Origin of the sequence: Pseudomonas veronii (assembly GCF_002028325.1) — a bacterium.
Classification (GTDB): domain Bacteria; phylum Pseudomonadota; class Gammaproteobacteria; order Pseudomonadales; family Pseudomonadaceae; genus Aquipseudomonas; species Aquipseudomonas veronii.
In genome coordinates this window covers 1,831,626-1,855,180 of sequence record NZ_CP018420.1, presented here as the reverse complement: position 1 = coordinate 1,855,180, position 23,555 = coordinate 1,831,626, and the positions used below count along the sequence as shown (strand labels likewise).

Below are 23,555 nucleotides of genomic sequence, written 5' to 3'. Positions count from 1 at the left end.
CGCCTCACAAAACCGCTTTCGGGTAAGAGCCCAGCACCTTGAGTGCCACGGCTTCCTGACTGATTTTCTCGAGCACGCTTTTGACCAGCGGATCACGGTGATGGCCGATGAAGTCGATAAAAAACACGTAGGTCCATTTACCGCTGCGCGAAGGACGAGTCTCGATGCGCGTCAGGTCAATCCCGTTGTCATGGAACGGCACCAGCAGTTCATGCAGCGCGCCGGGCTTGTTGCTCATGGAGACGATGATCGAGGTCTTGTCGTCGCCAGTCGGCGGCACTTCCTGGCTGCCGATCATCAAGAAGCGCGTGGAGTTGTCCGGGCGGTCTTCGATTTTTTCGGCCAGGCGCGTCAGGCCGTACAGGCCCGCCGCCATATCGCCAGCAATCGCTGCCGAATTCCACTCGCCCTTGACCCGCTTGGCCGCTTCGGCGTTGCTGGACACCGCCACGCGCTCGACATTCGGGTAATGGGCATCCAGCCACTTGCGGCACTGGGCCAGGGACTGGGCGTGGGAGTAGATGCGGCTGATGCTGTCGGTCTTGGTGTTTTCACCCACCAGCAAATGGTGGTGGATGCGCAGCTCGACTTCGCCGCAGATCACCATGTCGTGCTCAAGGAAGCTGTCCAGGGTGTGGTTGACCGCGCCTTCGGTGGAGTTTTCCACCGGCACCACGCCAAAATTCACCGCGCCGGCCGCCACTTCACGGAACACTTCGTCGATCGCTGCCATAGGCTTGCTGATCACCGCGTGGCCGAAGTGCTTCATCGCCGCCGCCTGGGTGAAGGTGCCTTCCGGGCCGAGGTAAGCCACTTTCAGCGGCTGCTCGAGCGCCAGGCAGGAAGACATGATTTCACGGAACAACCGCGCCATCTCTTCGTTACCCAACGGCCCCTTGTTGCGCTCCATCACGCGCTTGAGCACCTGGGCTTCACGCTCCGGGCGGTAGAACACCGGCACTTCGCCTTCCGCCAGGGACGCCATCTTCACCCGCGCCACTTCCTGGGCACAGCGCGCGCGCTCGCTGATCAGCTCTAGGACTTTCTCGTCCAGGCTGTCAATGCGTACACGCAGGGCCTTGAGTTCTTGCTCAGACATTAGCCGTGTTCCTTTTCGAACTCTGCCATGTAGGCCACCAACGCGTTGATGGCATTGATATCGACAGCGTTGTAGATGGAGGCGCGCATGCCGCCCACCGAACGGTGACCCTTGAGGTTCAGCAGGCCGCGCGCCTCGGCACCGGCCAGGAACGGCTTGTCCAGACGGTCGTCGGCCAGGCGGAACGGTACGTTCATCCACGAGCGGTCGGTCAGGTTGATCGGGTTGCTGTACAAACCGCTGGCGTCGATGAAGTCGTACAGGGTGCGCTTCTTCACTTCGTTGAGCTTGCCCATGGCGGCAACGCCGCCCTGCTCTTTGAGCCACTCGAACACCAGGCCCGAGAGGTACCAGGCAAACGCTGGCGGCGTGTTGTACATCGAGCCGTTGTCGGCCGCGACCTTGTAGTTGAGCATGGTCGGGCACAGCGAGCGGGCGCGACCGAGCAGGTCTTCACGGACGATGTTGACCAGGATGCCGCTCGGGCCGATGTTCTTCTGCGCGCCGGCGTAGATCATGCCGTACTTGGACACATCGATCGGCCGCGAGAGAATGTCCGAAGACATGTCGCACACCAGCGGCACGTCACCCACTTGCGGCACCCAGTCGAATTCCAGGCCGCCGATGGTTTCGTTGGCCACGTAGTGTACGTAGGCCGCGTCCTTCGACAGCTTCCACTCGTTCTGACCTGGAATCGCGAAGTAATCGTAAGGCTTGGAGGTACCGGCGACGTTGACGTTGCCGTAGCGCGCAGCTTCTTCGATGGCTTTCTGCGACCAGATACCGGTGTCGATGTAATCGGCCGTGCCGTCTTCGGGCAGCAGGTTCAGCGGCACCTGGGCGAACTGCTGGCTCGCGCCGCCCTGCAGGAACAGCACCTTGTAGTCGGAGGGAATGTCCAGCAAGTCGCGCAGGTCCTGCTCGGCCTTGGTGGCGATGGACACGAACTCATCACTGCGATGGCTCATTTCCATCACAGAGAGGCCTTTTCCATGCCAATCGAGGAGTTCACCCTGCGCGCGCTGCAGGACTGCTTCAGGAAGCGCCGCGGGACCGGCACAGAAGTTATAGGCTCTCTTGCTCACATCCAATCTCACTCTGATCTGGTGGGGGTGGTGCAATAAATCGAATATTAACTGCTAACGCTGCCTGTAGGAGCGGGCTTGCCCGCGAAAAACGCAAGATCACCGCGTTTATCCAGGATGCACGCGTTATCGTTGACGATTTTCGCGGGCAAGCCCGCTCCTACAGGGGGAGCATTGATATTTCAAAGGTGACAAACAACAAGGGGCGAATCTTCATCCGCCCCCCTGTTTGTCCGCTTATTCCTGCGGTTCTTCTTCGTCTGCGGCAGCGTCGAGGGTCGGCTCGTCGACGCTGTCATCGCCGGTTGCGATCACCTCGCCGTCAAATGCCTCGCCTTCCAGCTCTTCGCCTTCGACTTCCGACGGTTCCTGGACGCGTTCCAAGCCAACCAGCGTTTCGTCGTTGGCCAGCTTGATCAGCGTCACGCCCTGGGTGTTACGGCCCAGGCTCGATACTTCAGCGACACGGGTACGCACCAGGGTGCCCTGGTCGGAAATCAACATGATCTCCTCGCCATCGAGTACCTGTACCGCGCCGACCAGACGGCCGTTGCGGTCGTTGCTGACCATGGCGATAACGCCCTGGCCGCCACGCTTGTACTCCGGGAACTCGCTGATGGCGGTGCGCTTGCCATAACCACGCGCCGAAGCGGTGAGAATCTGGCTGCCTTCTTCAGGGATCAACATGGAAATCAGCTTCTGCCCTTCCGGCAGACGCATCCCGCGCACACCGCGGGCGGTACGGCCCATGGCACGCACGTCGGATTCTTTGAAGCGCGTCACTTTGCCGCCATCGGAGAACAGCATGACTTCACGCTCGCCATCGGTGATGGCTGCGGAGATCAACACGTCGCCTTCATCCAGCTCCAGGGCGATCAGGCCCACGCTGCGTTGACGGCTGAAGGATTCCAGCGGGGTCTTCTTCACGGTGCCCTTGGCGGTGGCCATGAAGATGAAGTGACCTTCGGTGTATTCATCGACCGGCAGCATGGTGGTGATGTACTCATCACTGTCCAGCGGCAGCAGGTTGACCAGCGGACGCCCACGGGCGGCACGGGAGGCTTCCGGGATTTCGTAGGTTTTCAGCCAGTACACCTTGCCCTTGCTGGAGAACAGCAGCAGCGTGGTGTGGCTGTTGGCGACCAGCAGGTGAGCGATGTAGTCCTCATCCTTGACGCCGGTAGCCGATTTGCCTTTACCGCCACGACGCTGGGCCTGGTACGCAGCCAATGGCTGGGTCTTGGCATAGCCACCGTGGGAGATGGTCACGACGCGCTCTTCTTCCGGGATCATGTCACCCAGGGTCAGGTCGAGACGCGCATCGAGGATTTCGGTGCGGCGCACGTCGCCGTATTCGGCGCGAATCACTTCCAGTTCTTCGCGGATCACTTCCATCAGGCGCACGGCGCTGTTGAGGATGCGGATCAGCTCGCCGATCTGGTTGAGGATCTCCTGGTACTCGGCCAGCAGCTTCTCGTGCTCCAGACCGGTCAGGCGGTGCAGGCGCAGTTCGAGGATGGCCTGGGCCTGTTCCGGCGACAGGAAATACTTGCCGTCGCGCAGACCGTATTGCGGGTCGAGGGTCTCGGGACGGCAGGAATCGGCGCCGGCGCGTTCAACCATCGCCACCACGGCGCTGGATTCCCACGGCATCTTGATCAGCGCTTCCTTGGCTTCCGACGGGGTCGGCGAAGCCTTGATCAGGGCGATGACCGGGTCGATGTTCGACAGCGCAACCGCCTGGCCTTCCAGGATGTGGCCGCGCTCACGGGCCTTGCGCAGTTCGAACACGGTGCGGCGGGTCACGACTTCGCGACGGTGACGGACGAAGGCTTCCAGCAGATCCTTGAGATTCAGGATGCGCGGGCGACCGTCGATCAGGGCCACGACGTTGATACCGAACACGCTTTGCAGCTGGGTCTGGGCGTAGAGGTTGTTGAGGATCACCTCAGGCACTTCGCCACGACGCAGCTCGATCACGACGCGCATACCGTCCTTGTCGGACTCGTCGCGCAGCTCGGTGATGCCTTCGAGCTTCTTCTCCTTGACCAGCTCGGCGATCTTCTCGATCAGACGCGCCTTGTTCAACTGGTAAGGCAGCTCGGTGATGACGATCTGCTGGCGGCCACCGACCTTGTCGATGTCTTCGATGATCGAGCGGGCGCGCATGTAAATGCGGCCACGGCCGGTGCGATAGGCTTCGATGATGCCGGCGCGACCGTTGATGATCGCGGCGGTCGGGAAGTCCGGGCCCGGGATGTATTGCATCAGCTCATCGACGGTCAGCTCGGGGTTGTCGATGAGGGCCAGGCAACCGTCGATGACTTCACCGAGGTTGTGCGGCGGGATGTTGGTGGCCATGCCCACGGCGATACCGCTGGAGCCGTTGACCAGCAGGTTGGGAATACGGGTTGGCATGACCGCCGGGATCATCTCGGTGCCGTCGTAGTTCGGCACCCAGTCCACGGTTTCTTTGTGCAGGTCGGCCAGCAGCTCGTGCGCCAGCTTGGTCATGCGGACTTCGGTGTATCGCATGGCCGCGGCGTTGTCGCCGTCGACCGAACCGAAGTTGCCCTGGCCGTCTACCAGCAGGTAGCGCAGGGAAAACGGCTGGGCCATCCGAACGATGGTGTCGTACACCGCAGTGTCGCCGTGAGGGTGATACTTACCGATCACGTCACCGACAACACGGGCAGATTTCTTGTACGGCTTGTTCCAGTCGTTACCCAGCTCGCTCATCGCGAACAGCACACGCCGGTGCACGGGCTTCAAGCCATCGCGCGCATCAGGCAGTGCCCGACCGACAATTACGCTCATCGCGTAGTCGAGGTAGGACTGTTTCAGCTCGTCTTCGATATTGACCGGGAGGATTTCTTTGGCCAGTTCGCCCATGAGAAGCCTGATTCCTTTTTCGGGTGAAACCTCGTCACATCCATATGGGACGAACGAAGCTCGCCGCTGCCGGCATGGTGCCTGGCAACGACTTACGACAAATCAACGAGTTATGACACGGATCTGCACGTTAAAGGCAGCCCCTCGGGGCGACCCTGGAAACCGCCGGATGTTATCACAATCGCCGCCACGCACCTATCCCCCTGATGGGCATGGAGCATAGTAAGTTGACGGATGACAGGCTTGAGGACGACGAGAGGGGCTTAGAGCCGGGGTGGTGCTGTTTTTGCGCGGCAGATCCGAAGAAACCATAGCCTTTCAAGGCCAATCGGGAGCAAGCCCCCTACCACACTCAAATTGTGAACACCGTCAAATGTGGGAGGGAGCTTGCTCCCGATGGCAATCTAACAACCACCAAAGCCCTCAATGCAGGCGTTTACGGCACATCAACTTGGCGAGCTTGGCCGTGTCAGGCCGTTCAACAACACCCTTTTCGGTCACGATCACGTCGATCAAGTCGGCCGGGGTCACATCAAACACCGGATTGAAGGCATTCACATCCGCAGCGAAGCGCTGCCCGGCGACGTCCAGCAACTCGCCCGCAGCGCGCTCTTCCAGGGCCACGTCATCGCCGGAGGCCATCATCAGGTCCAGGGTCGAACTCGGCGCCACCACCATGAAACGCACGCCATGGTGCATGGCGCAGACCGCCAATTGATAAGTGCCGATCTTGCCGATCACATCACCGTTGGCCGCAATGCAGTCGGCACCGACGATCACCCACGTCACGCCTTTGGTCTTGAGGATATGCGCGCCCGCCGAGTCGGCATTGACCGTGACGGGCAGCCCCTCGCCAGCCAATTCCCACGCCGTCAGCCGCGAACCTTGCAACCATGGCCGGGTTTCGTTGACATAGACCTGCTCGACCAGCCCCTCCAGGAAGGCCGCGCGGATCACCCCGAGGGCCGTGCCGACGCCTCCTGTGGCCAGGGCGCCTGCGTTGCCATGGGTCAGGATCGCCTGGGCGTTGCCCTGGTGCTTGCGAATCCGCTCGACGCCCAACTGGGCCATGACGACGTTGGCTTCGCGGTCGCTCTCATGGATCGCGATGGCCTCGGCCTCCAGCACCGCCAGCGGGTCGGCGTGCTGTTTGAGACGGTCCAGGCGGTCGCGCATGCGTTTGAGGGCCCAGAGCAGGTTTGCACCGGTCGGGCGAGTATCGGCCAAAAGTGCGTAATCTTCTTCCCATCCAGCCTGCCAGTCATCGCCCTCGGCGATCCGTTCGCGGGCGGCGAGTACCAGGCCGTAGGCGGCACTGATGCCGATGGCCGCTGCGCCGCGCACGACCATCGAGCGTATGGCCGCGGCCACTTCATCGACCGTGGAGCAGGTCACCCAGCTTTCCCGGGACGGCAAAACACGCTGGTCGAGCAGGTGCAGTGCGCCATCGCGCCAATCGATGGCCTTCACTTTCTCCGCAGCCAACAGTCGATCGCGCATCCCTCACCCCGCACTCATGAACAAAAGCCGCCGATTATAGCGATCCGCCAGCCAGGACGCTCGGGTATACTTCGCCCTTCTTTTATTGCTGCCCGGGAAGAAGCCTGCGATGACCTCCACTGCCGCCCCGCTCGACTTATTGCTACTGCCGACGTGGCTGGTACCTGTCGAACCCGCCGGCGTGGTGCTCAAGGAGCATGGCCTGGGCATCCGCGATGGGCGCATTGCCTTTATCGGCCCGCGGGCCGCGGCGCTGAAACTTTCCGCCAGTGAAGTGCGCGAGCTGCCGGGCATGCTGCTCAGCCCCGGCCTGATCAACGCCCACGGCCACGCGGCGATGACCCTGTTTCGCGGCCTGGCCGATGACCTGCCGCTGATGACCTGGCTGGAAAAACACATCTGGCCCGCCGAGACCAAGTGGGTCGATGAAGCCTTCGTGCGCGACGGCACCGACCTGGCCATCGCCGAACAGCTCAAGGGTGGAATTACTTGCTTCTCGGACATGTACTTCTTTCCCAAGGTCGCCAGTGATTGCGTCCACAACAGCGGGATGCGCGCGCAGATCGCGATTCCGATCCTCGACTTCCCGATTCCCGGCGCCAGCAGCGCCGACGAGGCGATTCGCCAGGGCATCGAGTTGTTCGGCGACCTCAAGCATCACCCGCGCATCAAGATCACCTTCGGCCCGCACGCGCCCTACACCGTGAGCGACGCCAACCTGGAAAAGATCCGGGTGATCGCCGAGGAGCTGGACGCGGCGATCCATATGCATGTGCACGAGAGCGCGTTCGAGGTACAACAGTCTGTCGAGCAGACCGGCGAACGCCCATTGGCGCGCCTCGGCCGGCTTGGCCTGCTGGGCCCGCGCTTTCAGGCCGTTCACATGACCCAAATCAGCGAGGACGACCTGGCTTTGCTGGTAGAAAGCAACACCAGCGTCATCCATTGCCCGGAATCGAACCTGAAACTGGCCAGCGGCTTCTGCCCGGTGGAGCGTCTGTGGCAGGCTGGCGTCAATGTGGCCATCGGTACCGACGGCGCCGCCAGCAACAATGACCTCGACCTGCTGGGCGAAACCCGTACCGCCGCGATGCTGGCCAAGGCCGTCTCCGGTTCGGTGACCGCCCTGGATGCCCACCGTGCCTTGCGCATGGCGACCCTCAACGGCGCCCGCGCCATGGGCCTGGAGGGCGAGATTGGCTCGCTGGAGGTCGGCAAGGCGGCAGATATCGTCGCCTTTGATCTTTCGGGGCTGGCGCAACAACCGATCTACGATCCGGTCTCACAGCTTATATATGCCACCGGACGCGATAGCGTGAAACACCTTTGGGTCGCCGGCAAGCAGTTGCTCGACAACCGGCAGTTGACCCGCATGGATGAACCACAGTTGACCGCCATGGCCATTGCCTGGGGCCAGCGCATCAGCGGGCACCGCGAATAACGCCGGTCCTGAACCCGTGTTCAGGGCCGACAAACCGATTTATCCGATTTAGAGGAACCACCATGAGCAATGTCGACCACGCCGAAATCGCCAAATTCGAAGCCCTGGCCCACCGCTGGTGGGACCGCGAAAGCGAGTTCAAACCCCTGCACGACATCAACCCGCTGCGGGTCAACTGGATTGACGAACGCATCAACCTGGCCGGCAAGAAGGTGCTGGACGTCGGTTGCGGCGGCGGCATCCTCAGCGAAGCCATGGCCCAGCGCGGCGCTACGGTGCTGGGGATCGACATGGGCGAAGCGCCGTTGGCCGTGGCCCAGTTGCATCAGCTGGAATCCGGGGTGAACGTCGAATACCGCCAGATCACCGCCGAAGCCCTGGCCGAGGAAATGCCCGAGCAGTTCGACGTGATCACCTGCCTGGAAATGCTCGAACACGTGCCGGACCCCTCCTCGGTGATCCGCGCCTGCTTCCGCATGGTCAAGCCCGGCGGCCAGGTGTTCTTCTCCACGATCAACCGCAACCCCAAGGCCTACCTGTTCGCGATCATCGGCGCCGAATACATCATGAAGCTGCTGCCGCGCGGCACCCACGACTTCAAGAAATTCATCCGCCCTTCCGAGCTGGGCGCCTGGAGCCGTCAGGCCGGGCTGAGCGTCAAGGACATCATCGGCCTGACCTACAACCCGCTGACCAAGCACTACAAGCTGGCCAGCGACGTCGACGTCAACTACATGATCCAGACCCTGCGCGAGGAGTAAGCCTGTGAAGTTGCGAGCGGTTCTCTTCGATATGGACGGTACCCTGCTGGACACCGCGCCGGACTTTATCGCCATCTGCCAGGCCATGCGCGCCGACCGTGACCTGGCGCCGATCAACGACCAGCATATCCGCGATGAAATCTCCGGCGGCGCGCGGGCGATGGTCGCCGTGACCTTCTCGATGGACCCGGAATCCCCGGGCTTTGAAGAACTGCGCCTGGAGTTCCTCGAGCGCTACCTCAAGGGCTGCGCGATCCACAGCGCGTTGTTCGACGGGATGGCCGAGCTGCTGGCAGACATCGAAAAATCCAAGCTGATCTGGGGCGTGGTCACCAACAAACCGTTGCGGTTTGCCGAGCCGATCATGCAGCAACTGGGCCTGGCCGAGCGCTCGGCGCTGCTGATCTGCCCAGACCACGTGACGAACAGCAAGCCGCACCCGGAGCCGCTGATCCTGGCGTGCCAGATGCTCAACCTGGACCCGGCCAGCGTGCTGTTCGTCGGCGATGACCTGCGCGACATCGAGTCCGGCCGCGACGCCGGCACCCGCACGGCGGCGGTCACCTATGGCTACATCCACCCGGACGACAACCCGCGCCACTGGGGCGCGGATGTGGTGGTGGATCACCCGCTGGAATTGCGCAAGGTGCTGGATAACGCGCTGTGCAGTTGCTGATGGTCTACCGGTCTTGCTGACCTATGAAGCCCCTCCCACAGGGAATCTTCAGTGTTTTCCAGCTCGGTGTTGGTCACCTAGTGAATTTTGTCGAGGCTATTTATGTTTGATTACTCTGCACGTCCCGAACTGCTCAAAGGCCGCGTCATCCTGGTGACCGGTGCCGGTCGCGGGATTGGCGCGGCGGCGGCGAAAACCTATGCCGCCCATGGCGCGACCGTGCTGTTGCTGGGCAAGACCGAAGCCAACCTGGCCCAGGTGTACGACGAGATCGAAGCCGCCGACCACCCGCAACCGGTGGTGATCCCGTTCAACCTGGAGACCGCCCTGCCCCATCAATACGATGAGCTGGCGGCGATGATCGAAAAGGAATTCGGCCACCTCGACGGCCTGCTGCACAACGCCTCGATCATCGGCCCACGCACGCCGATCGAGCAGTTGTCCGGTGAGAACTTCATGCGGGTGATGCACATCAACGTCAACGCGATGTTCATGCTGACCAGCACGCTGTTGCCGCTGCTCAAGCTGTCCCAGGACGCCTCGGTGGTGTTCACTTCCAGCAGCGTCGGGCGCAAGGGCCGGGCGTATTGGGGTGCCTATGGCGTATCGAAATTCGCCACCGAAGGCCTGATGCAAACCCTGGCCGACGAGCTCGACACCGTTGCGCCAGTACGGGCCAACAGCATCAACCCCGGCGCCACACGCACCAGCATGCGGGCCCAGGCGTACCCGGGGGAAAACCCGGCCGACAACCCGGCGCCGGAAGACATCATGCCGGTGTACCTGTACCTGATGGGGCCGGACAGCAGCGGGATCAACGGGCAAGCGTTCGACGCGCAGTAACGGCCGACACCTGTGGGAGGGGGCTTGCCCCCGATAGCGGTGGGTCAGTCACAGATGCAGTGACTGACACCCTGCTATCGGGGGCAAGCCCCCTCCCACATTTATTTAGCGGTGTTCTTTAGTTTTTCACGACTTCCTCGAGGGTGAAGCGACCCAGTGGGTTTTGCAGGAAGTTGCTCACATTCTTGCGTGAGATGTTGATGTACGGGCTGTAATACAGGTCGATCCAGTTCACATCCTGTTTCGCCAGTTTCTGCAGGTCGACATACATCTGCTCACGCTTGGCCGGGTCGGCCTCGATGCGTGCGGCGGCGACCAGTTCCTTGACCTTGTCGTTCCTGTAACGGGTCATGTAGTTCTGGTTGGTGTCGTGGCCCAGCACGAAGGTGGTCTTCTGGTCCGGGTCGAGGATGTCGTTGGTCCAGTACATCACCGAAATATCGTACTCACCGTCCACCAGCATCTGCCAGCTTTGGGTCGGGTCGACTTTCTGCAGGTTGGCCGTCACGCCGACCTTGGCCAACTGGTCCTTGATGATCACCGCGATCTGCTCGTCGGCTTCGTTGCCGGCGTTGACCACGTAGTTCAGCTTCAAGTCCTTGGCGCCGGCGTCGGCCAGCAGTTTCTTCGCCGCGGTCGGGTCATACGGGCGCTGCAGGTTGTTGGCGTAGTGGTACAACGAACCTTTGGGGATGTAGGAATAAGCCACGGTGCCTTGACCGTAAGTGGCCGTCTTCACCAGCGATTGTTTGTCGATGGCCATGTCCAGCGCCTGGCGTACTTCCGGCTTGGCCAGCAGGCCGTGCTCGTGGTTGATCAGCAGGTGATCTTCGCGGGTGGACGGGTCGGAATGGATCACCACGTTTTTGTCTTTCTTCAGTTCTTCAACCCGGGAGAACGGTACGAAGATCGCCGTGTCCAGCTCGTTGTTCTGCACCATACGCATGCGCGTGTTGTCGTCGGTCACCGAGACCCACTCCACGCCATCCAGGCTGACGTTCCCGGCCTGCCAGAAGTTCGGGTTTTTCTTCAGGATCACCCGATCGCCCTTGCGCCATTCGCCCACGGTAAACGCGCCGGAGGTCACCGGGTTTTCCGCGTAGGCGTCTTCGCCCATTTTGCTCATGGCCTTTTCCGACAGGATCGACACCGTCGGCGACGCCAGTTGCGAGAGGAAGGCAACCGCCGGGGTCTTCAGCGTCACCACCAGGGTTTGCGGGCCGGCGGCCTTGGCCGTGTCGATCAGGCTGAATGGGTCGCTCCACAGCGAGGCCTTGTTGTCGCGGATGCGCAACAGGCTGAACGCCGCATCTTCTGCGGTGATCGGCGAGCCATCCGAGAACTTCGCCGCACGCAGCTTGAACGTGTACGTCAGGCCGTCCTTGGAAATCTCCCAGCTTTCAGCCAGCCCCGGCTCCATCTTGGTGCCCAGGTTGTCCACGCGCACCAGGGTGTCGTAGACGTTGGCAAAGACCCAGGTGTCGCGGTTTTGCGCGCTTTTGATCGGATCGAACGTGGTGCTGTCTTCCCGGCAACCGATGGTGAGAACACCGGCAGCCTGGGCAAGACCGGCGGTCAGCGACCAGGCGGTCAATGTGGCGGCGGCGAGCAACTTCAAGTGGCGCGATTGCATGTCATAACTCCTTGTTTATAACGGCGGTTGTTCAAGAATGGCAGGGGTCAAAGCAAAGGTTCTTCAAGCACGCAACTGTACCGATGCTCGTGCAGGAAATGGGTCGGCGGCAACACCACGGAACACATGGCCTGGGCATACCGGCAACGCGGGTGAAAAGCACAGCCTGTAGGCAAATTCAGCGGGCTCGGCGGCTCGCCGGGCAAGGGTTCCGTGGGCAACGGCCGATGCGGATCGATCTCGGGAATCGCCTGGATCAACGCCGCCGTATACGGGTGACGCGGTGAAGTGAAGACCGCTTCCACCGGCCCCTCCTCGACGATCTGACCCAGGTACATCACCGCCACGCGGTCGCACAGGCGGCGCACGATGGCCAGGTCATGGGCGATGAACAGGATCGCCAGGTTCATGCGCTGTTGCAGCTCCAGCAACAGGTTGATGATCTGCCCCTGAATCGAAACATCCAGTGCCGCCACGCATTCATCGGCAACGATCAGGCGCGGCTCCACCGCCAGCGCCCGGGCGATGCCGACTCGCTGGCACTGGCCGCCGCTGAGGGAGCCGGGCTTGCGAGCGGCCAATTCAGGGCGCAGGCCGACCAGCTCGAGTAATTCGTCGACACGCCGCGCGATCTGCTGCGGCGCGACTTTGCGCTGCACCCGCAACACTTCGGCAAGGGTTTCGCCGATGGTGTGGCGTGGGTTCAGCGCGGCATACGGGTCTTGGAAGATCATCGCGGTTTCATGGCGCAGGCGGGCGATGTCGACGGCGCTGCCGTGGGCCATGTCGATGCCGTCGAACAGCACCTGCCCGGCGCTGATCGGGTTGAGGTGCAGAATCGCCCGGCCGAGGGTACTTTTGCCGCTGCCGGATTCGCCCACCAGGCCCAGGGTCTCGCCCGCCGCCAGGTTCAGCGACACACCGTTGACCGCCCTCACCCACTGTTTGTGCAGGCCGAACATCCCGCTGCCGGACGCGGCAAACCGTACCTCCAGGTCCTTGATCTGCAACAGGCTCATGGGCGATCTCCCAACGGATAGTGACAGGCCACCCGCGCACCTTCCGGCAAGCGTTCGCGACACAGGCTGCCGACTTGCGGGCAACGCGGGTGGAAGCGGCACCCGACGGGCAACGCATCGAGCAACGGCGGCTGGCCAGCAATGGTGCGCAGCAAGGCGTGGCCGCTGCTGTGGGCCGGCTGGCAATCGATCAGCCCCGCGGTGTACGGGTGTCGGGGATGGGCGAGCAGCTCGTATTTACTGGCGTGCTCGCACAGGCGCCCGGCGTACATCACCGCGATGGTGTCGCAGGTTTGCGCCACCACGCCGAGGTCGTGGGTGATCATGATGATCGACAAGCCACGCTGGTCGCGCAGCTCCAGCAACAGCCGCAGGATTTGCGCCTGCACGGTCACATCGAGGGCCGTGGTGGGTTCGTCGGCAATCAGCACTGTCGGGTTGCAGCCCAATGCCACGGCGATCATGGCGCGCTGGCGCATGCCGCCGGAAAACTCGTGAGGGTAGTTGTCGACCCGCGCCTGGGGATCGGGAATGCCCACTTGGCGCAACACTTCGATGGCTTGCCGGCGCGCGTCTTTTTTCGACGCGCCTTGATGCAGACGGATGCCCTCGGCGATCTGTTCGCCGATACGCATCAGCGGGTCGAGGTGACTGCTGGGGTTCTGGAAGATCATGCCCAATTGCCCGCCACGGATTGCGCGCATGCCTGCGTCGTCCAGTGGCAGCAAGTCCTGGCCGGCCAGGCGCACCGCGCCGCCCTGCACGCGCAGGTTGGGCGACGGCAACAGGCGGATCAGCCCGCGACAGGCCATGGTCTTGCCCGAGCCGCTTTCGCCCACCAGGCCGAGGATCTCGCCTTCGGCCAGGTCGAAGGAGACGCGGTCGACCAGGGTCACGTCGCGCCCGGCATTGTTGGCGATCACGCTCAGGTCGCGCACTTGCAGCAGGCTCATGGGCGCTCTCCCAACACTTGCGCCACGCCATCGGCCAGCAGGCTGAAGCCCATGGCCAGGGTCACGATGGCCAGCCCCGGAAAGGTGCAGATCCACCAGGCGGTGGTAATGAAGGCCTGCCCTTCGGCGACCATCGTTCCCCACTCGGCGGTCGGCGGTTGCACGCCCAGGCCCAGGTAACTCACCGCTGCGCCGTTGAGCAGTACCAGTACCGCGTCAGACATGGAAAACACAATCGAGCCAAACATCGCATTCGGCAGCAAGTGCCGGAACAGAATGCGCCCATGGCCAAAGCCGAGGCTTTTGGCCGCCAGGGCGAAGTCACTTTCCTTGAGCACCAGGATCTGCGAGCGGATCAACCGCGCATACGACACCCAGCCCACCAGCGCCATGGCGATATAGAAACTCTTCAAACCCGGACCGAGGATGGCCATGATTGCCAGCATCAACACCAGGAACGGGAACGCCAGGATCACGTCGATGACGCGCATGCAGACGCTGTCGAAACGCCCGCCGATATAGCCGGAGACCGCGCCGATAAAGGTACCGATCATGAACGGGAAGATCACCCCGACAATCGCCAATTGCAGGTCGATGCGTGCGCCCCAGATCACCCGCGAGAGAATATCGCGGCCATAATTATCCGTACCGAAGGGATGGCCCAGGCTCGGCCCGAGCAAGCTGAGATCGGTGTTCTGCGCGATCGGGTCGAACGGCGCGAGCCACGGCGCAAACAACGCCAGGCCCAGCCACGCCAGCAGAATCAGCAAACCCCACGCGGCGGTCAGCCGCCCGTCGCGCAAGCCAAAGCGCAGGCGCAAGCGCCATGGCGCGATCAGTGGACGAGTGCTCATTGCATCTTCACCCGTGGGTCGAGGGCGACGGTCACCACATCCGCGACGAAGTTGACCACCACCGTCGCACAGGCCAGCACCATGGCCACGCCCTGCACCACCATGTAGTCGCGGGTAAAGATGCCGCGCACCAGTAACTGGCCGATGCCGGGAATGGCGAACAGGCTTTCGATAACTACCGTGCCGCTGATCAGCCAACCGATATTCACCGCCAGCAGGTTGACCGTCGGCACCAGGGAATTGGGCAGTACATGCCGGCGAAACACCGCCGCTTCCGACAACCCGCGCGCCCGGGCAGCGGTAACATGGTCCGCCTGCAACTCCATCAACATGCTCGCCCGCAGGTTGCGCACCAGCACCGCCGACAGGGCCAGGGCGATGGTCAGGCACGGCAGGACCATATGGTGCGCCTTGTCCAGCCAGGTGCGACCGTAGCCAGACACCGGAAACAGGCCCCATTGCACGCTAAGCAGCAGGATCAGCATCAACCCCAGCCAAAATGCCGGCATCCCCAGGCCGACGGTGGTGAACACGCGGATCAGGTTGTCCGCCCAGCCGCCTTTGCGACGCGCCGCGACGGTGGCCAGCGGCACTGCGATCAGCAGCGCCAGCAGCACACTGCCGAGCACCAGCACCAGGGTCGGCTCGATACGGGTGACGATCAGCTTCAACGCATCGACCTTGTACAACAGCGATTGGCCGAGGTCGCCCTTGAGCAGGTTTTTCAAGAAGTAAAAATATTGCAGCCACAGCGGCTGGTCGAGCCCGAACTGTGCGCGGATCTTCAGCAACGCATCCGGCGTGCTGCGCGAGCCGAGCAGCGCGCGCGCCGGGTCACCGGGAATCGCGCGCACCAGCACGAAGGTGATCAGACTGATGCCGAACAGCACCGGCAGCAATTGCAGCGGCCGGGTCAGCACGAAGCGGTAGCGCGCCAGGTTCATCCGTCAGCCTCGGTGACGAGCGAGGAAGTCCAGCAGTACCGGGAAGTACGCCTGGGGCTCTTCGTAAAATGGCATATGGCTGCTGTTGCGGAACACATGCAATTCGGCGTGCCGGGCGGCCAGTTTCATGCGCAGGGCGCAGGCCGGGGTGAGCTCGTCGTGCTGGCCGGTGGTGATCAGCATCGGCATGTTGAAATCGGCCATCTCGGCGATGCGGTTCCAGTCCTTGAGGTTGCCGATATACAGAAATTCGTTGGGGCCCTGCATGGTTGCGTAGGGGCCCATGTTCCAGTCGTCGAGGGAGCGCCGGAGCGGCGCCGGCCATTCGTCCAGGCGGCACACATGGCGATAATTGAGCAAGGTGATCGCGGCCTGGTACTGCGGATGATCCAGCGTCCCCATGGCTTCATGGCGCTGCATCATCGCCACGGTTTCACTGCCGAGAGCGCCGCGCAGGCGTTCGAGTTCCTGGGAGAGGTGCGGAATGTCGCCGACGGTGTTTTCCAGGATCAGGCTTTTCAGCGCATCGGGGTAATGGATGGCGTATTCGATGCCCAGCCAGCCGCCCCAGGAATGCCCGAGCAAATGCACACGGCCCAGGCCCAGGGTTTGGCGCACGGTTTCGACTTCTTCGACATAACGGCCGATTTCCCACAGGGAAACATCGGTCGGTCTGGCTGAAGCACCGGTGCCAAGCTGGTCGAATGCAACCACTCGCAGGTCATGCTCTTTGAGCCAGCCATGGGCGTCGCGCAAATAGTCACACGGTAGCCCCGGCCCGCCGTTGAGGCACAACAGCACCTCATCGCCTTCGCCAAAGCTGTAGACCGCGAGGTCATGGCCATCGACTTGCACGGTGTACTGCTGGTCGGGGGCTATTTCACGCCACATGCATACGTTCCTTGTGTGGTATCGGCCTGGCGGGTTGCGGCCGCTTATGAGGCCATAAGCTACCGAGGATGCCGTGCATCCATAACCTAGTATTTCTTATAGGTTTGGCCTGGCAGTCCTTCGCCGGGGCGTGGCATTCTACTTGCAGCAAGTCGAGATTCATATGAATTCGGGAGCAGAACGGATGCTGGCCAAGCTAACTGCCTTCAATCACCGTCTCATGCCGGGCAGGAGCCTGGACGAGCAGATGGACAATGCGTTTATCCTAGCCCAACAGTTGGGTTTCGATGCGCTGGTGTATGACTACTCACCGGTGCCCATCGACCTCAACGGCACGTTGATCACACCTTCGGTGCTGCAACTGCGCAACACACCTTCCGATTGGCATGCCTTGTGGTGCGGCGAAGGGTTCTACCAGATCGATCCGGTGCAGCACCTGGCCTTGAATACGGTGTCGCCGTTTGTCTGGTCCTACGAGGCCAAGGCGCAGACGGCGCTGCAGAAGATCATCGACCCGTGCCACGCCCCCGTCTCGTCTTACCTGCATGACCAGCAACTGACCTGTGGCGTCAGCGTGCCGATTCATCTGCCCCGGGGCGGCTTCGCATCGTTGACCGGCTTGCGCACCGGCAAGGCGCATACGGTGCTGGAGGACGCGCAACAGAGCTTGTCGGATTTCGGCCTGATTTCCCATGCGCTGCAGGAAGCGGCCTACCCGTTGTTCAGCAATGAACTACGCACCTACCCGCATATCCGTCTGACCAAACGCGAGCGCGAGTGCCTGAAATGGGCCGCCGACGGCCTGACCGCCGCCGAAATCGCCACGCAACTGAGCCGCTCGCTGGCGGTCGTCACCCTGCATCTTGCCTCGGCAATGCACAAACTGGGGGCGAAAAATCGCGTACAGGCCGTGGTGCGCGCCACTCATTACCGTTTGCTGGAAGATTGACCCTTCGGCAAAACCTAGCTGTTTTGCTAGTTACCTAAACGTCGCGTGCCGATTATCGTGTCCCTGATACTTTTTTTTCAAAGCAGGATACGAAATGGAATTCATCGAAAAAGTCCGCGAAGGGTTTGCGCCCTTCGGCCCCTATCAGACCTGGTATCGCGTCACCGGCGACCTGGCCTCGGGCCGTACACCGCTGGTGATCATCCACGGCGGTCCCGGCTGCACCCATGATTACGTCGATGCCTTCAAGGACGTCGCCGCCAGTGGTCACGCCGTCATCCACTACGACCAACTGGGCAACGGCCGCTCCACGCACTTGCCCGACAAAGCCCCGTCCTTCTGGACTGTCAGCCTGTTCCTCGACGAACTGAACAACCTGCTGGACCACCTGCAAATCAGCCAGGACTACGCGATTCTCGGGCAATCCTGGGGCGGCATGCTCGGCAGCGAACACGCGATTCTGCAACCCAAGGGCCTGCGTGCGTTTATCCCGGCCAACTCGCCCACCTGCATGCGTACCTGGGTCAGCGAAGCCAACCGTCTGCGTCAGTTGCTGCCCGAAGGCGTGCATGAAACCCTGCTCAAGCATGAAGCCGCCGGCACCTACCAGGACCCGGAATACCTCGCCGCCTCGCGGATTTTCTACGACCAGCACGTCTGCCGGGTCAACCCATGGCCGGACGAGGTTGCGCGCACGTTCGCCCAGGTCGATGCAGACCCGACCGTGTACCACGCCATGAGCGGCCCGACCGAGTTCCATGTGATCGGCAGTTTGAAGGACTGGAACGTGATTGGCCGTCTGTCGGCAATCAAGGTGCCGACCTTGGTGATCTCCGGCCGGCATGACGAAGCCACGCCGCTGGTGGTCAAGCCGTTCCTGGATGAAATCGCGGATGTGCGCTGGGCGCTGTTTGAAGACTCCAGCCACATGCCCCATGTCGAAGAGCGCCAGGCGTGCATGGGGACAGTGGTGAAGTTTTTGGATGAGGCGTGTTCAGTGCCGCACAAGACCCTCAAAGCAAGCTGACGAGCAATGTGGCAGCGGGCCTGCTCATGATGGTGGTGGTTCAGTCAGCGCCTGACCGCCATCGCGAGCAAACCCGCAGCCACCGTTTCAAACCTCGCTGGTCTCGGCCTTCGCGGTTTTTCTCGGCACCTCGGCCACCACTGGAATCTCCTTGCCTTCGGCATCGAACAGCTTGCCGCCCCTGAAGTAATCGCCTTCGCGCAAGACGGCCACATCCTGGAAACACAGGCTGCGCTCAGTCCCGGCCACAAACACCGACTGCTGGTCCGAATTGCCGGCGGTGAAGTGGTTGAACGCCAGGTTCAGCAAGATCGCCATGATCGCCGACGAACTGATGCCCGAATGGAAAATGGTCGCGAACCAGCTGGGAAAATGATCGTAGAAGCTCGGCGCGGCAATCGGGATCATGCCGAAACCGATGGACGTGGCCACGATGATCAGGTTCATGTTGTTGCGGTAATCCACCTTGGACAGTGTGCGAATACCGCTGGCTGCCACGGTGCCGAACAACACGATCCCGGCACCACCCAACACCGAGGTCGGCACTGCCGCAATCACCCGCCCCATGAACGGCAGCAGGCCGAGGACGACCAGGAACAACCCGCCCGTCGCGACCACAAAACGACTTTTCACCCCGGTGACCGCCACCAGGCCGACGTTCTGGGCGAACGCGCTCTGGGTAAACGAACCAAAGATCGGCGCGAACAGGCTCGACAGCATGTCGGCACGCAAGCCATTGCCCAGGCGTTTGGAGTCGACTTTGGTGTCGATGATCTCGCCCACGGCCAGGATGTCCGCCGAAGTCTCCACCAGCGTCACCATCACCACAATGCACATGGAAATGATCGCGGCCACATGGAAGGTCGGCATGCCGAAATGGAACGGTGTGGGGAAGCCGAACATCGGCCCCTGGGTCACGCCGGAAAAGTCCGCCATGCCCAGGAACACCGCAATCACGGTGCCGATCACCATCGCCAGCAGGATCGATAACCGCGAGATCGTCGCGCTGCCGATCTTGCTCAGCAACAACACCAGCAACAGGGTCAACGCGGCCAGGCCGACGTTCGCCATGCTGCCGAAATCCGCCGCGCGGCTGTTGCCGCCCATGGCCCAGCGTGCGGCCACCGGCATCAGCGTCAGGCCGATGGTGGTGATCACAATGCCGGTCACCAACGGCGGGAAAAACTGGGTGATCCGCGAGAACACCGGCGTGATCAGCAGCCCGATAAACGACGCAGCCATCACCGCCCCGAGAATCGCCGGCACCCCACCGGCGCCATCACTGCCGACAATCGCCACCATCGTCGCCACGCCGGCAAACGACACGCCCTGCACCAGCGGCAACTGACAACCAAAGAACGGCAGGCCAAGGGTTTGCAACAACGTGGCCAGGCCGCCGGCAAACAGCGACGCGGCGATCAACAGGCCGATATCCGCCGGCGACAACCCGGCCGCCTGGCCGACGATCAACGGTACGGCAACGATGCCGCCGTACATGGTGAGCACATGCTGCAGGCCGTAAGCCATGTTGGCGGCGACGCCGAGATTCTCATCTTCGGGTCGTTGCGATGACGCCTTCGGGATAGTCATGGTGAGGGGTTCTCTGTTTTTGTTGTGGCGCCACTGTATGCAATACCGAGACTAGATGTCCATAGAGTTGTATACAATCCTTCGAACAAGATACCCTCCACCGGCGTTACAAAAACAATCCGGCCGTCATGAGCCAGAACGCCATAGGACCTAAAACAATGAAAAAGGCATTACAGGGCGCAACCGTTGCATTGACCCTCCTCGGCGGCGGGGAGGCTGTCGCGCTGGAATGGATGAACAACAGCGTAGGATTTCGCTACGGCCAGCAATTCACCAACCCGAACAACCCCGACGCATTCAGCAAGCGCATCTACAGCGTCACCCACGCCAGTGGCTACCAGTACGGCAGCAACTTTCTGAACCTCGATGTGTTTTTGTCCGACAGCCGCGACCCGCGCAAGGGCACCGACCACGGCGGCAGTGAGGTGTATGCGGTATACCGACACCAGTTGTATGCCTCCCGCGTTTTCGATACGCCGCTGGGCACCGGGTTGATCAAGGACTACGCCCTGACCCTGGGCTTCGATGCCAACCGCAACAACAACTTTGCCTCGGCGAAAAAACGCGCGCTGGTGCTCGGCCCGACCTTGAAGTTCAACACCGTCGGCGTATTGGACCTGAGCCTGATGTATTACAAAGAACGCAATCACAGCGGGATTCCCGGCGCGAAAGAGTCGGACCATACCTTCGACGACACCTACATGCTCAACCTGACGTGGATGCGTCCGTTCGAGATCGGCAGCCACGCGGCCAAGTTCCAGGGGTTTATCAACCATGTCGGCAACAAGGGCGAGGACTTCCACGGCCGCGATACCGCAGCGGAAACGCTGATGCGTAGCGCGCTGATGGTCGCGGTGCGACCCGGCAAGCGCGTAACGCCGAACCTGTACCTCGGAGTGGGCTACGAGTACTGGCATAACAAGTTCGGTGTGGACGGCGGTCGGGGCAGTCGCACGTCGACACCCACGCTGAATATGGAAGTGACGTTCTAGGATTTACCGCTCAAGCCCCTGAAGAAACCGTAATCACGTGTGGGGGTTGGCTTGCCTGCGATCGCATCGGCTCGGTAAACCTGATGCAGCGCAGGCAATCCAGCACCCACCTGTCAGATCAAGCATTCGCCAATTGCGAATCATCGGTTTTCGGCCGCGCCAACCAGTAACCCAGCACCGCCAGCGGCGCGGTCGCCAGCATCACGATCACGGTGATCAGCAGCGGCTGTTCGAGCATCGACGACACCAACAGGCTGCTGAGAAAACACAGGCCCAGTTGCAGGGTGTTTTGCAGCGCCGCTGCCTTGCCGGAATTTTCCGCAAACGGCATCAGCGCATTCGCCACCACGATGGGATAACTGGCGCCGTTGACCAGCGCCATCAGGCAGAACGGAATCAGCAAGGTGGTCAGGGTCGGCACGCTCAAGGTGGCGACCAGGTACAACGCCAGCATGCTGATGCAGTAAGACACCAGCAGCCAGGGCAACAGCGTCTTGCCCTGGAATCGCTGCAACGCGCTGCGGCAGCTGTAGCCTCCGATCAGGAACGCGAGGGTCGGCAGCACATAACTCAGGCCGATGTCATTCGGGCTGTAGCCCATATCGCCGAGGATGAACGGCGAGGCGGTCAACCAGGCGAAGAAACTGGCGGAGCAGGCAGCAAAGATCATGACGTTGCCGGTGAACACGCGCGAGCCGAGCAATTGTCCATAACCGAGGCGCGTCGGTTCGCCCGCCTCCGCCAGCCGTTTCGGCGCCGTGCGCAGGAACAGAGTCGGCAGCAGCAACAGCAGCGACACGCCCAGCAACACCGCGAAAATCGCCTGCCAGCCAAAGTGATTCAGCACCATGGCCCCCAACAGCGGCGCCAGGGCCGGCGACAACGACATCAGCGGCATGATGCTGGCGAACACGCGGTGAGCCTTGTCGGCCGGGTAGCGGTCAATCACCAGTGCCTGCCAACTCACGGCGGCGGAACACACGCCAATCGCCTGGATAAAACGCAGTGCCAGCAGTTGCGTGGCGGTCTCGACCCAGAACATGCCGACGCAACCCAGCACGAACAGGCTCAGGCCCGTGAGCAGGATCGGTTTGCGCCCCAGTCGGTCAGACAACGGCCCCCACAACAACTGCCCCACGGCAAAGCCCGCGAGGAAAATACTCAAGCTGGCGCCCACCGCGCCCGCGCCGATGTGTAATTGCTCGCCCATGGCACCGAACGCCGGCAAGTACATGTCCATGGCGAGATAACCGAGCATGCTCAGCCCCGCCAGGTACCAGGTGAAACCAAAAGAATTTTTCATTGAAGCCTTGTTGAACCTGCCATCAAACTATTTGCTGACTGCTGCCCATTATGAAGCTGGCAGCCTCTCTGTGAAGCGATAATAATTGGACACTTCTATCAATTAATTTGAAGGCAACCGCCATGTGGTCCGAATACTCCCTGGATGTGGTCGATGCCGTCGCACGCCATGGCAGCTTCAGCGCCGCCGCCCAGGAATTGCACCGCGTGCCGTCGGCCATCAGCTACACGGTGCGTCAGTTGGAAGAGTGGCTGGCCGTGCCCTTGTTCGTGCGGCGCCATCGCGACGTCGAGCTCACCGCGGCCGGCCGTCTATTTATAGACGAAGCCCGCGGCGTGATGAAAACCATGCTAGGTACACGGCGCCTGTGCCAGCAAGTGGCCAATGGCTGGAGCGGCCAGTTGAAGGTCGCGGTGGACTCCATCGTCAAACCCCAGCGCTGCCGGCAGTTGGTGCTGGATTTCTATCGGCAGTTCCCTGACGTGGAATTGCTGCTGGAGTACGAGGTGTACAACGGCGTGTGGGACGCCCTCGCCGATGAGCGCACCGACATCGTGATCGGCGCCACCAGCGCGGTGCCGGTGGCGAGTCACTTTACGTTTCGCGATATGGGCCTGTTGAACTGGTTGTGCGTGGTCAGCGCGAAACACCCGCTGGCGGCGTTGGATGGTTTGCTCAGTGACGATCAACTGCGCCCGTTCGCGTCCCTGTGCATGACCGATACCTCGCGCAACCTGCCCAAGCGCGATACCTGGACCCTGGATAACCAGCGCCGGCTGGTGGTACCGAACTGGGCCTCGGCCATTGACTGCCTGCGCGACGGCCTGTGCGTCGGCATGGCGCCGGCCCATCAGGTGTTGCCGTGGATCGAACGCGGTGAGCTGGTCGCGCTGCAACTGCGCCGGCCGTTCCCGGCCAGCCCGTCATGCGTGGCCTGGGCACAGAACAAACTGTCCCCGGCGATGAGTTGGTTGCTGGACTACCTGGGGGATAGCGAGACGATGAACCAAGAGTGGTTGAATGGGAGTGACCACTGAAGATCACCGGAATCCCCTGTAGGAGGGGGCTTGCCCCCGATGGCGGTGTGTCAGTTGCAGATTGCT

Annotated in this window: 20 protein-coding genes; 8 read left to right on the top strand and 12 right to left on the bottom strand. The window is 61.9% G+C overall.

Annotated features, from left to right (window positions below; translation table 11 throughout):
• Positions 1 to 4 precede the first annotated feature (4 nt).
• From pheA to mtnA, 4 genes are all read right to left on the bottom strand, one after another.
• Complete coding sequence (gene pheA, locus PverR02_RS08590; RefSeq protein ID WP_017848851.1) at positions 5 to 1,099, bottom strand: prephenate dehydratase; 1,095 nt, start codon at positions 1,097 to 1,099, stop codon at positions 5 to 7.
• Positions 1,099 to 2,184, bottom strand: coding sequence for a 3-phosphoserine/phosphohydroxythreonine transaminase (gene serC / locus PverR02_RS08585; RefSeq protein WP_046384280.1), 1,086 nt, complete (start codon positions 2,182 to 2,184; stop codon positions 1,099 to 1,101). The genes pheA and serC overlap by 1 nt, the downstream gene beginning before the upstream one ends.
• 237 nt (positions 2,185 to 2,421) lie before the next feature.
• Complete coding sequence (gene gyrA, locus PverR02_RS08580; protein WP_017848853.1) at positions 2,422 to 5,076, bottom strand: DNA gyrase subunit A; 2,655 nt, start codon at positions 5,074 to 5,076, stop codon at positions 2,422 to 2,424.
• A 423-nt stretch (positions 5,077 to 5,499) separates the two neighbouring features.
• The gene (mtnA, locus tag PverR02_RS08575) at positions 5,500 to 6,576 is read right to left on the bottom strand and encodes an S-methyl-5-thioribose-1-phosphate isomerase (protein WP_057003757.1); all 1,077 of its coding nucleotides are present in this window, start codon (positions 6,574 to 6,576) and stop codon (positions 5,500 to 5,502) included.
• A 109-nt stretch (positions 6,577 to 6,685) separates the two neighbouring features.
• On the opposite strand from mtnA, the gene PverR02_RS08570 reads away from it, so the two are divergent.
• From PverR02_RS08570 to PverR02_RS08555, 4 genes are all read left to right on the top strand, one after another.
• Positions 6,686 to 8,017, top strand: a complete 1,332-nt coding sequence (locus PverR02_RS08570) for a TRZ/ATZ family hydrolase (protein ID WP_046384283.1) — start codon at positions 6,686 to 6,688, stop codon at positions 8,015 to 8,017.
• A gap of 62 nt (positions 8,018 to 8,079) precedes the next feature.
• The gene (gene ubiG, locus PverR02_RS08565) at positions 8,080 to 8,778 is read left to right on the top strand and encodes a bifunctional 2-polyprenyl-6-hydroxyphenol methylase/3-demethylubiquinol 3-O-methyltransferase UbiG (RefSeq protein WP_017848856.1); all 699 of its coding nucleotides are present in this window, start codon (positions 8,080 to 8,082) and stop codon (positions 8,776 to 8,778) included.
• Between the two features lie 4 nt (positions 8,779 to 8,782).
• Positions 8,783 to 9,454, top strand: a complete 672-nt coding sequence (mupP, locus tag PverR02_RS08560; protein WP_026140262.1) for an N-acetylmuramic acid 6-phosphate phosphatase MupP — start codon at positions 8,783 to 8,785, stop codon at positions 9,452 to 9,454.
• A gap of 102 nt (positions 9,455 to 9,556) precedes the next feature.
• Positions 9,557 to 10,297, top strand: a complete 741-nt coding sequence (locus PverR02_RS08555; protein WP_079443134.1) for a YciK family oxidoreductase — start codon at positions 9,557 to 9,559, stop codon at positions 10,295 to 10,297.
• Between the two features lie 118 nt (positions 10,298 to 10,415).
• On the opposite strand, the gene PverR02_RS08550 is transcribed toward PverR02_RS08555, so the two are convergent.
• Genes PverR02_RS08550 through PverR02_RS08525 form a run of 6 tightly spaced genes read right to left on the bottom strand, consistent with a single transcriptional unit; the run spans position 10,416 to position 16,591 of the window.
• Positions 10,416 to 11,930, bottom strand: a complete 1,515-nt coding sequence (locus PverR02_RS08550) for an ABC transporter substrate-binding protein (RefSeq protein ID WP_017848859.1) — start codon at positions 11,928 to 11,930, stop codon at positions 10,416 to 10,418.
• A gap of 47 nt (positions 11,931 to 11,977) precedes the next feature.
• Entirely contained in the window at positions 11,978 to 12,949 is a 972-nt protein-coding gene (locus PverR02_RS08545; RefSeq protein WP_079443133.1) for an ABC transporter ATP-binding protein, read from the bottom strand.
• Positions 12,946 to 13,902, bottom strand: a complete 957-nt coding sequence (locus PverR02_RS08540; RefSeq protein ID WP_079443132.1) for an ABC transporter ATP-binding protein — start codon at positions 13,900 to 13,902, stop codon at positions 12,946 to 12,948. Before PverR02_RS08540 ends, PverR02_RS08545 begins: the two co-directional genes overlap by 4 nt.
• Positions 13,899 to 14,756, bottom strand: a complete 858-nt coding sequence (locus PverR02_RS08535) for an ABC transporter permease (protein WP_057003760.1) — start codon at positions 14,754 to 14,756, stop codon at positions 13,899 to 13,901. The genes PverR02_RS08540 and PverR02_RS08535 overlap by 4 nt, the downstream gene beginning before the upstream one ends.
• Positions 14,753 to 15,700 (bottom strand): ABC transporter permease, encoded by a 948-nt coding sequence (locus tag PverR02_RS08530; RefSeq protein ID WP_057003761.1) that lies wholly within the window; start codon positions 15,698 to 15,700, stop codon positions 14,753 to 14,755. The genes PverR02_RS08535 and PverR02_RS08530 overlap by 4 nt, the downstream gene beginning before the upstream one ends.
• Positions 15,701 to 15,703: 3 nt before the next feature.
• Entirely contained in the window at positions 15,704 to 16,591 is an 888-nt protein-coding gene (locus tag PverR02_RS08525; protein WP_017848864.1) for a proline iminopeptidase-family hydrolase, read from the bottom strand.
• A gap of 184 nt (positions 16,592 to 16,775) precedes the next feature.
• Between PverR02_RS08525 and PverR02_RS08520 the strand changes: the two genes are divergently transcribed.
• Positions 16,776 to 17,540: a LuxR family transcriptional regulator gene (locus PverR02_RS08520; protein ID WP_046384289.1), complete on the top strand. Its 765-nt coding sequence runs from the start codon at positions 16,776 to 16,778 to the stop codon at positions 17,538 to 17,540.
• 94 nt (positions 17,541 to 17,634) lie between these two features.
• Complete coding sequence (locus tag PverR02_RS08515) at positions 17,635 to 18,567, top strand: proline iminopeptidase-family hydrolase (RefSeq protein ID WP_079443131.1); 933 nt, start codon at positions 17,635 to 17,637, stop codon at positions 18,565 to 18,567.
• 87 nt (positions 18,568 to 18,654) lie between these two features.
• On the opposite strand, the gene PverR02_RS08510 is transcribed toward PverR02_RS08515, so the two are convergent.
• Positions 18,655 to 20,157, bottom strand: a complete 1,503-nt coding sequence (locus PverR02_RS08510) for a nucleobase:cation symporter-2 family protein (RefSeq protein WP_046490485.1) — start codon at positions 20,155 to 20,157, stop codon at positions 18,655 to 18,657.
• A 158-nt stretch (positions 20,158 to 20,315) separates the two neighbouring features.
• Between PverR02_RS08510 and PverR02_RS08505 the strand changes: the two genes are divergently transcribed.
• Positions 20,316 to 21,149: a hypothetical protein gene (locus PverR02_RS08505; RefSeq protein WP_046384292.1), complete on the top strand. Its 834-nt coding sequence runs from the start codon at positions 20,316 to 20,318 to the stop codon at positions 21,147 to 21,149.
• Between the two features lie 118 nt (positions 21,150 to 21,267).
• On the opposite strand, the gene punC is transcribed toward PverR02_RS08505, so the two are convergent.
• Positions 21,268 to 22,452, bottom strand: a complete 1,185-nt coding sequence (gene punC, locus PverR02_RS08500) for a purine nucleoside transporter PunC (protein WP_079443130.1) — start codon at positions 22,450 to 22,452, stop codon at positions 21,268 to 21,270.
• 122 nt (positions 22,453 to 22,574) lie between these two features.
• On the opposite strand from punC, the gene punR reads away from it, so the two are divergent.
• Positions 22,575 to 23,489 carry a DNA-binding transcriptional activator PunR gene (gene punR / locus PverR02_RS08495; protein ID WP_079443129.1) on the top strand — a complete coding sequence of 305 codons (915 nt, stop codon included), beginning with the start codon at positions 22,575 to 22,577 and terminating at the stop codon, positions 23,487 to 23,489.
• The last annotated feature ends 66 nt before the right edge of the window (positions 23,490 to 23,555 follow it).

Coding starts and splice junctions, on each gene's coding strand:
- pheA (WP_017848851.1), bottom strand. CDS start 1,099: ATGTCTGAGCAAGAACTCAAGGCCCTGCGTGTACGCATTGACAGCCTG.
- gyrA (WP_017848853.1), bottom strand. CDS start 5,076: ATGGGCGAACTGGCCAAAGAAATCCTCCCGGTCAATATCGAAGACGAG.
- mtnA (WP_057003757.1), bottom strand. CDS start 6,576: ATGCGCGATCGACTGTTGGCTGCGGAGAAAGTGAAGGCCATCGATTGG.
- PverR02_RS08570 (WP_046384283.1), top strand. CDS start 6,686: ATGACCTCCACTGCCGCCCCGCTCGACTTATTGCTACTGCCGACGTGG.
- ubiG (WP_017848856.1), top strand. CDS start 8,080: ATGAGCAATGTCGACCACGCCGAAATCGCCAAATTCGAAGCCCTGGCC.
- PverR02_RS08555 (WP_079443134.1), top strand. CDS start 9,557: ATGTTTGATTACTCTGCACGTCCCGAACTGCTCAAAGGCCGCGTCATC.
- PverR02_RS08550 (WP_017848859.1), bottom strand. CDS start 11,930: ATGCAATCGCGCCACTTGAAGTTGCTCGCCGCCGCCACATTGACCGCC.
- PverR02_RS08545 (WP_079443133.1), bottom strand. CDS start 12,949: ATGAGCCTGTTGCAGATCAAGGACCTGGAGGTACGGTTTGCCGCGTCC.
- PverR02_RS08540 (WP_079443132.1), bottom strand. CDS start 13,902: ATGAGCCTGCTGCAAGTGCGCGACCTGAGCGTGATCGCCAACAATGCC.
- PverR02_RS08535 (WP_057003760.1), bottom strand. CDS start 14,756: ATGAGCACTCGTCCACTGATCGCGCCATGGCGCTTGCGCCTGCGCTTT.
- PverR02_RS08530 (WP_057003761.1), bottom strand. CDS start 15,700: ATGAACCTGGCGCGCTACCGCTTCGTGCTGACCCGGCCGCTGCAATTG.
- PverR02_RS08525 (WP_017848864.1), bottom strand. CDS start 16,591: ATGTGGCGTGAAATAGCCCCCGACCAGCAGTACACCGTGCAAGTCGAT.
- PverR02_RS08520 (WP_046384289.1), top strand. CDS start 16,776: ATGCTGGCCAAGCTAACTGCCTTCAATCACCGTCTCATGCCGGGCAGG.
- PverR02_RS08515 (WP_079443131.1), top strand. CDS start 17,635: ATGGAATTCATCGAAAAAGTCCGCGAAGGGTTTGCGCCCTTCGGCCCC.
- PverR02_RS08510 (WP_046490485.1), bottom strand. CDS start 20,157: ATGACTATCCCGAAGGCGTCATCGCAACGACCCGAAGATGAGAATCTC.
- PverR02_RS08505 (WP_046384292.1), top strand. CDS start 20,316: ATGAAAAAGGCATTACAGGGCGCAACCGTTGCATTGACCCTCCTCGGC.
- punC (WP_079443130.1), bottom strand. CDS start 22,452: ATGAAAAATTCTTTTGGTTTCACCTGGTACCTGGCGGGGCTGAGCATG.
- punR (WP_079443129.1), top strand. CDS start 22,575: ATGTGGTCCGAATACTCCCTGGATGTGGTCGATGCCGTCGCACGCCAT.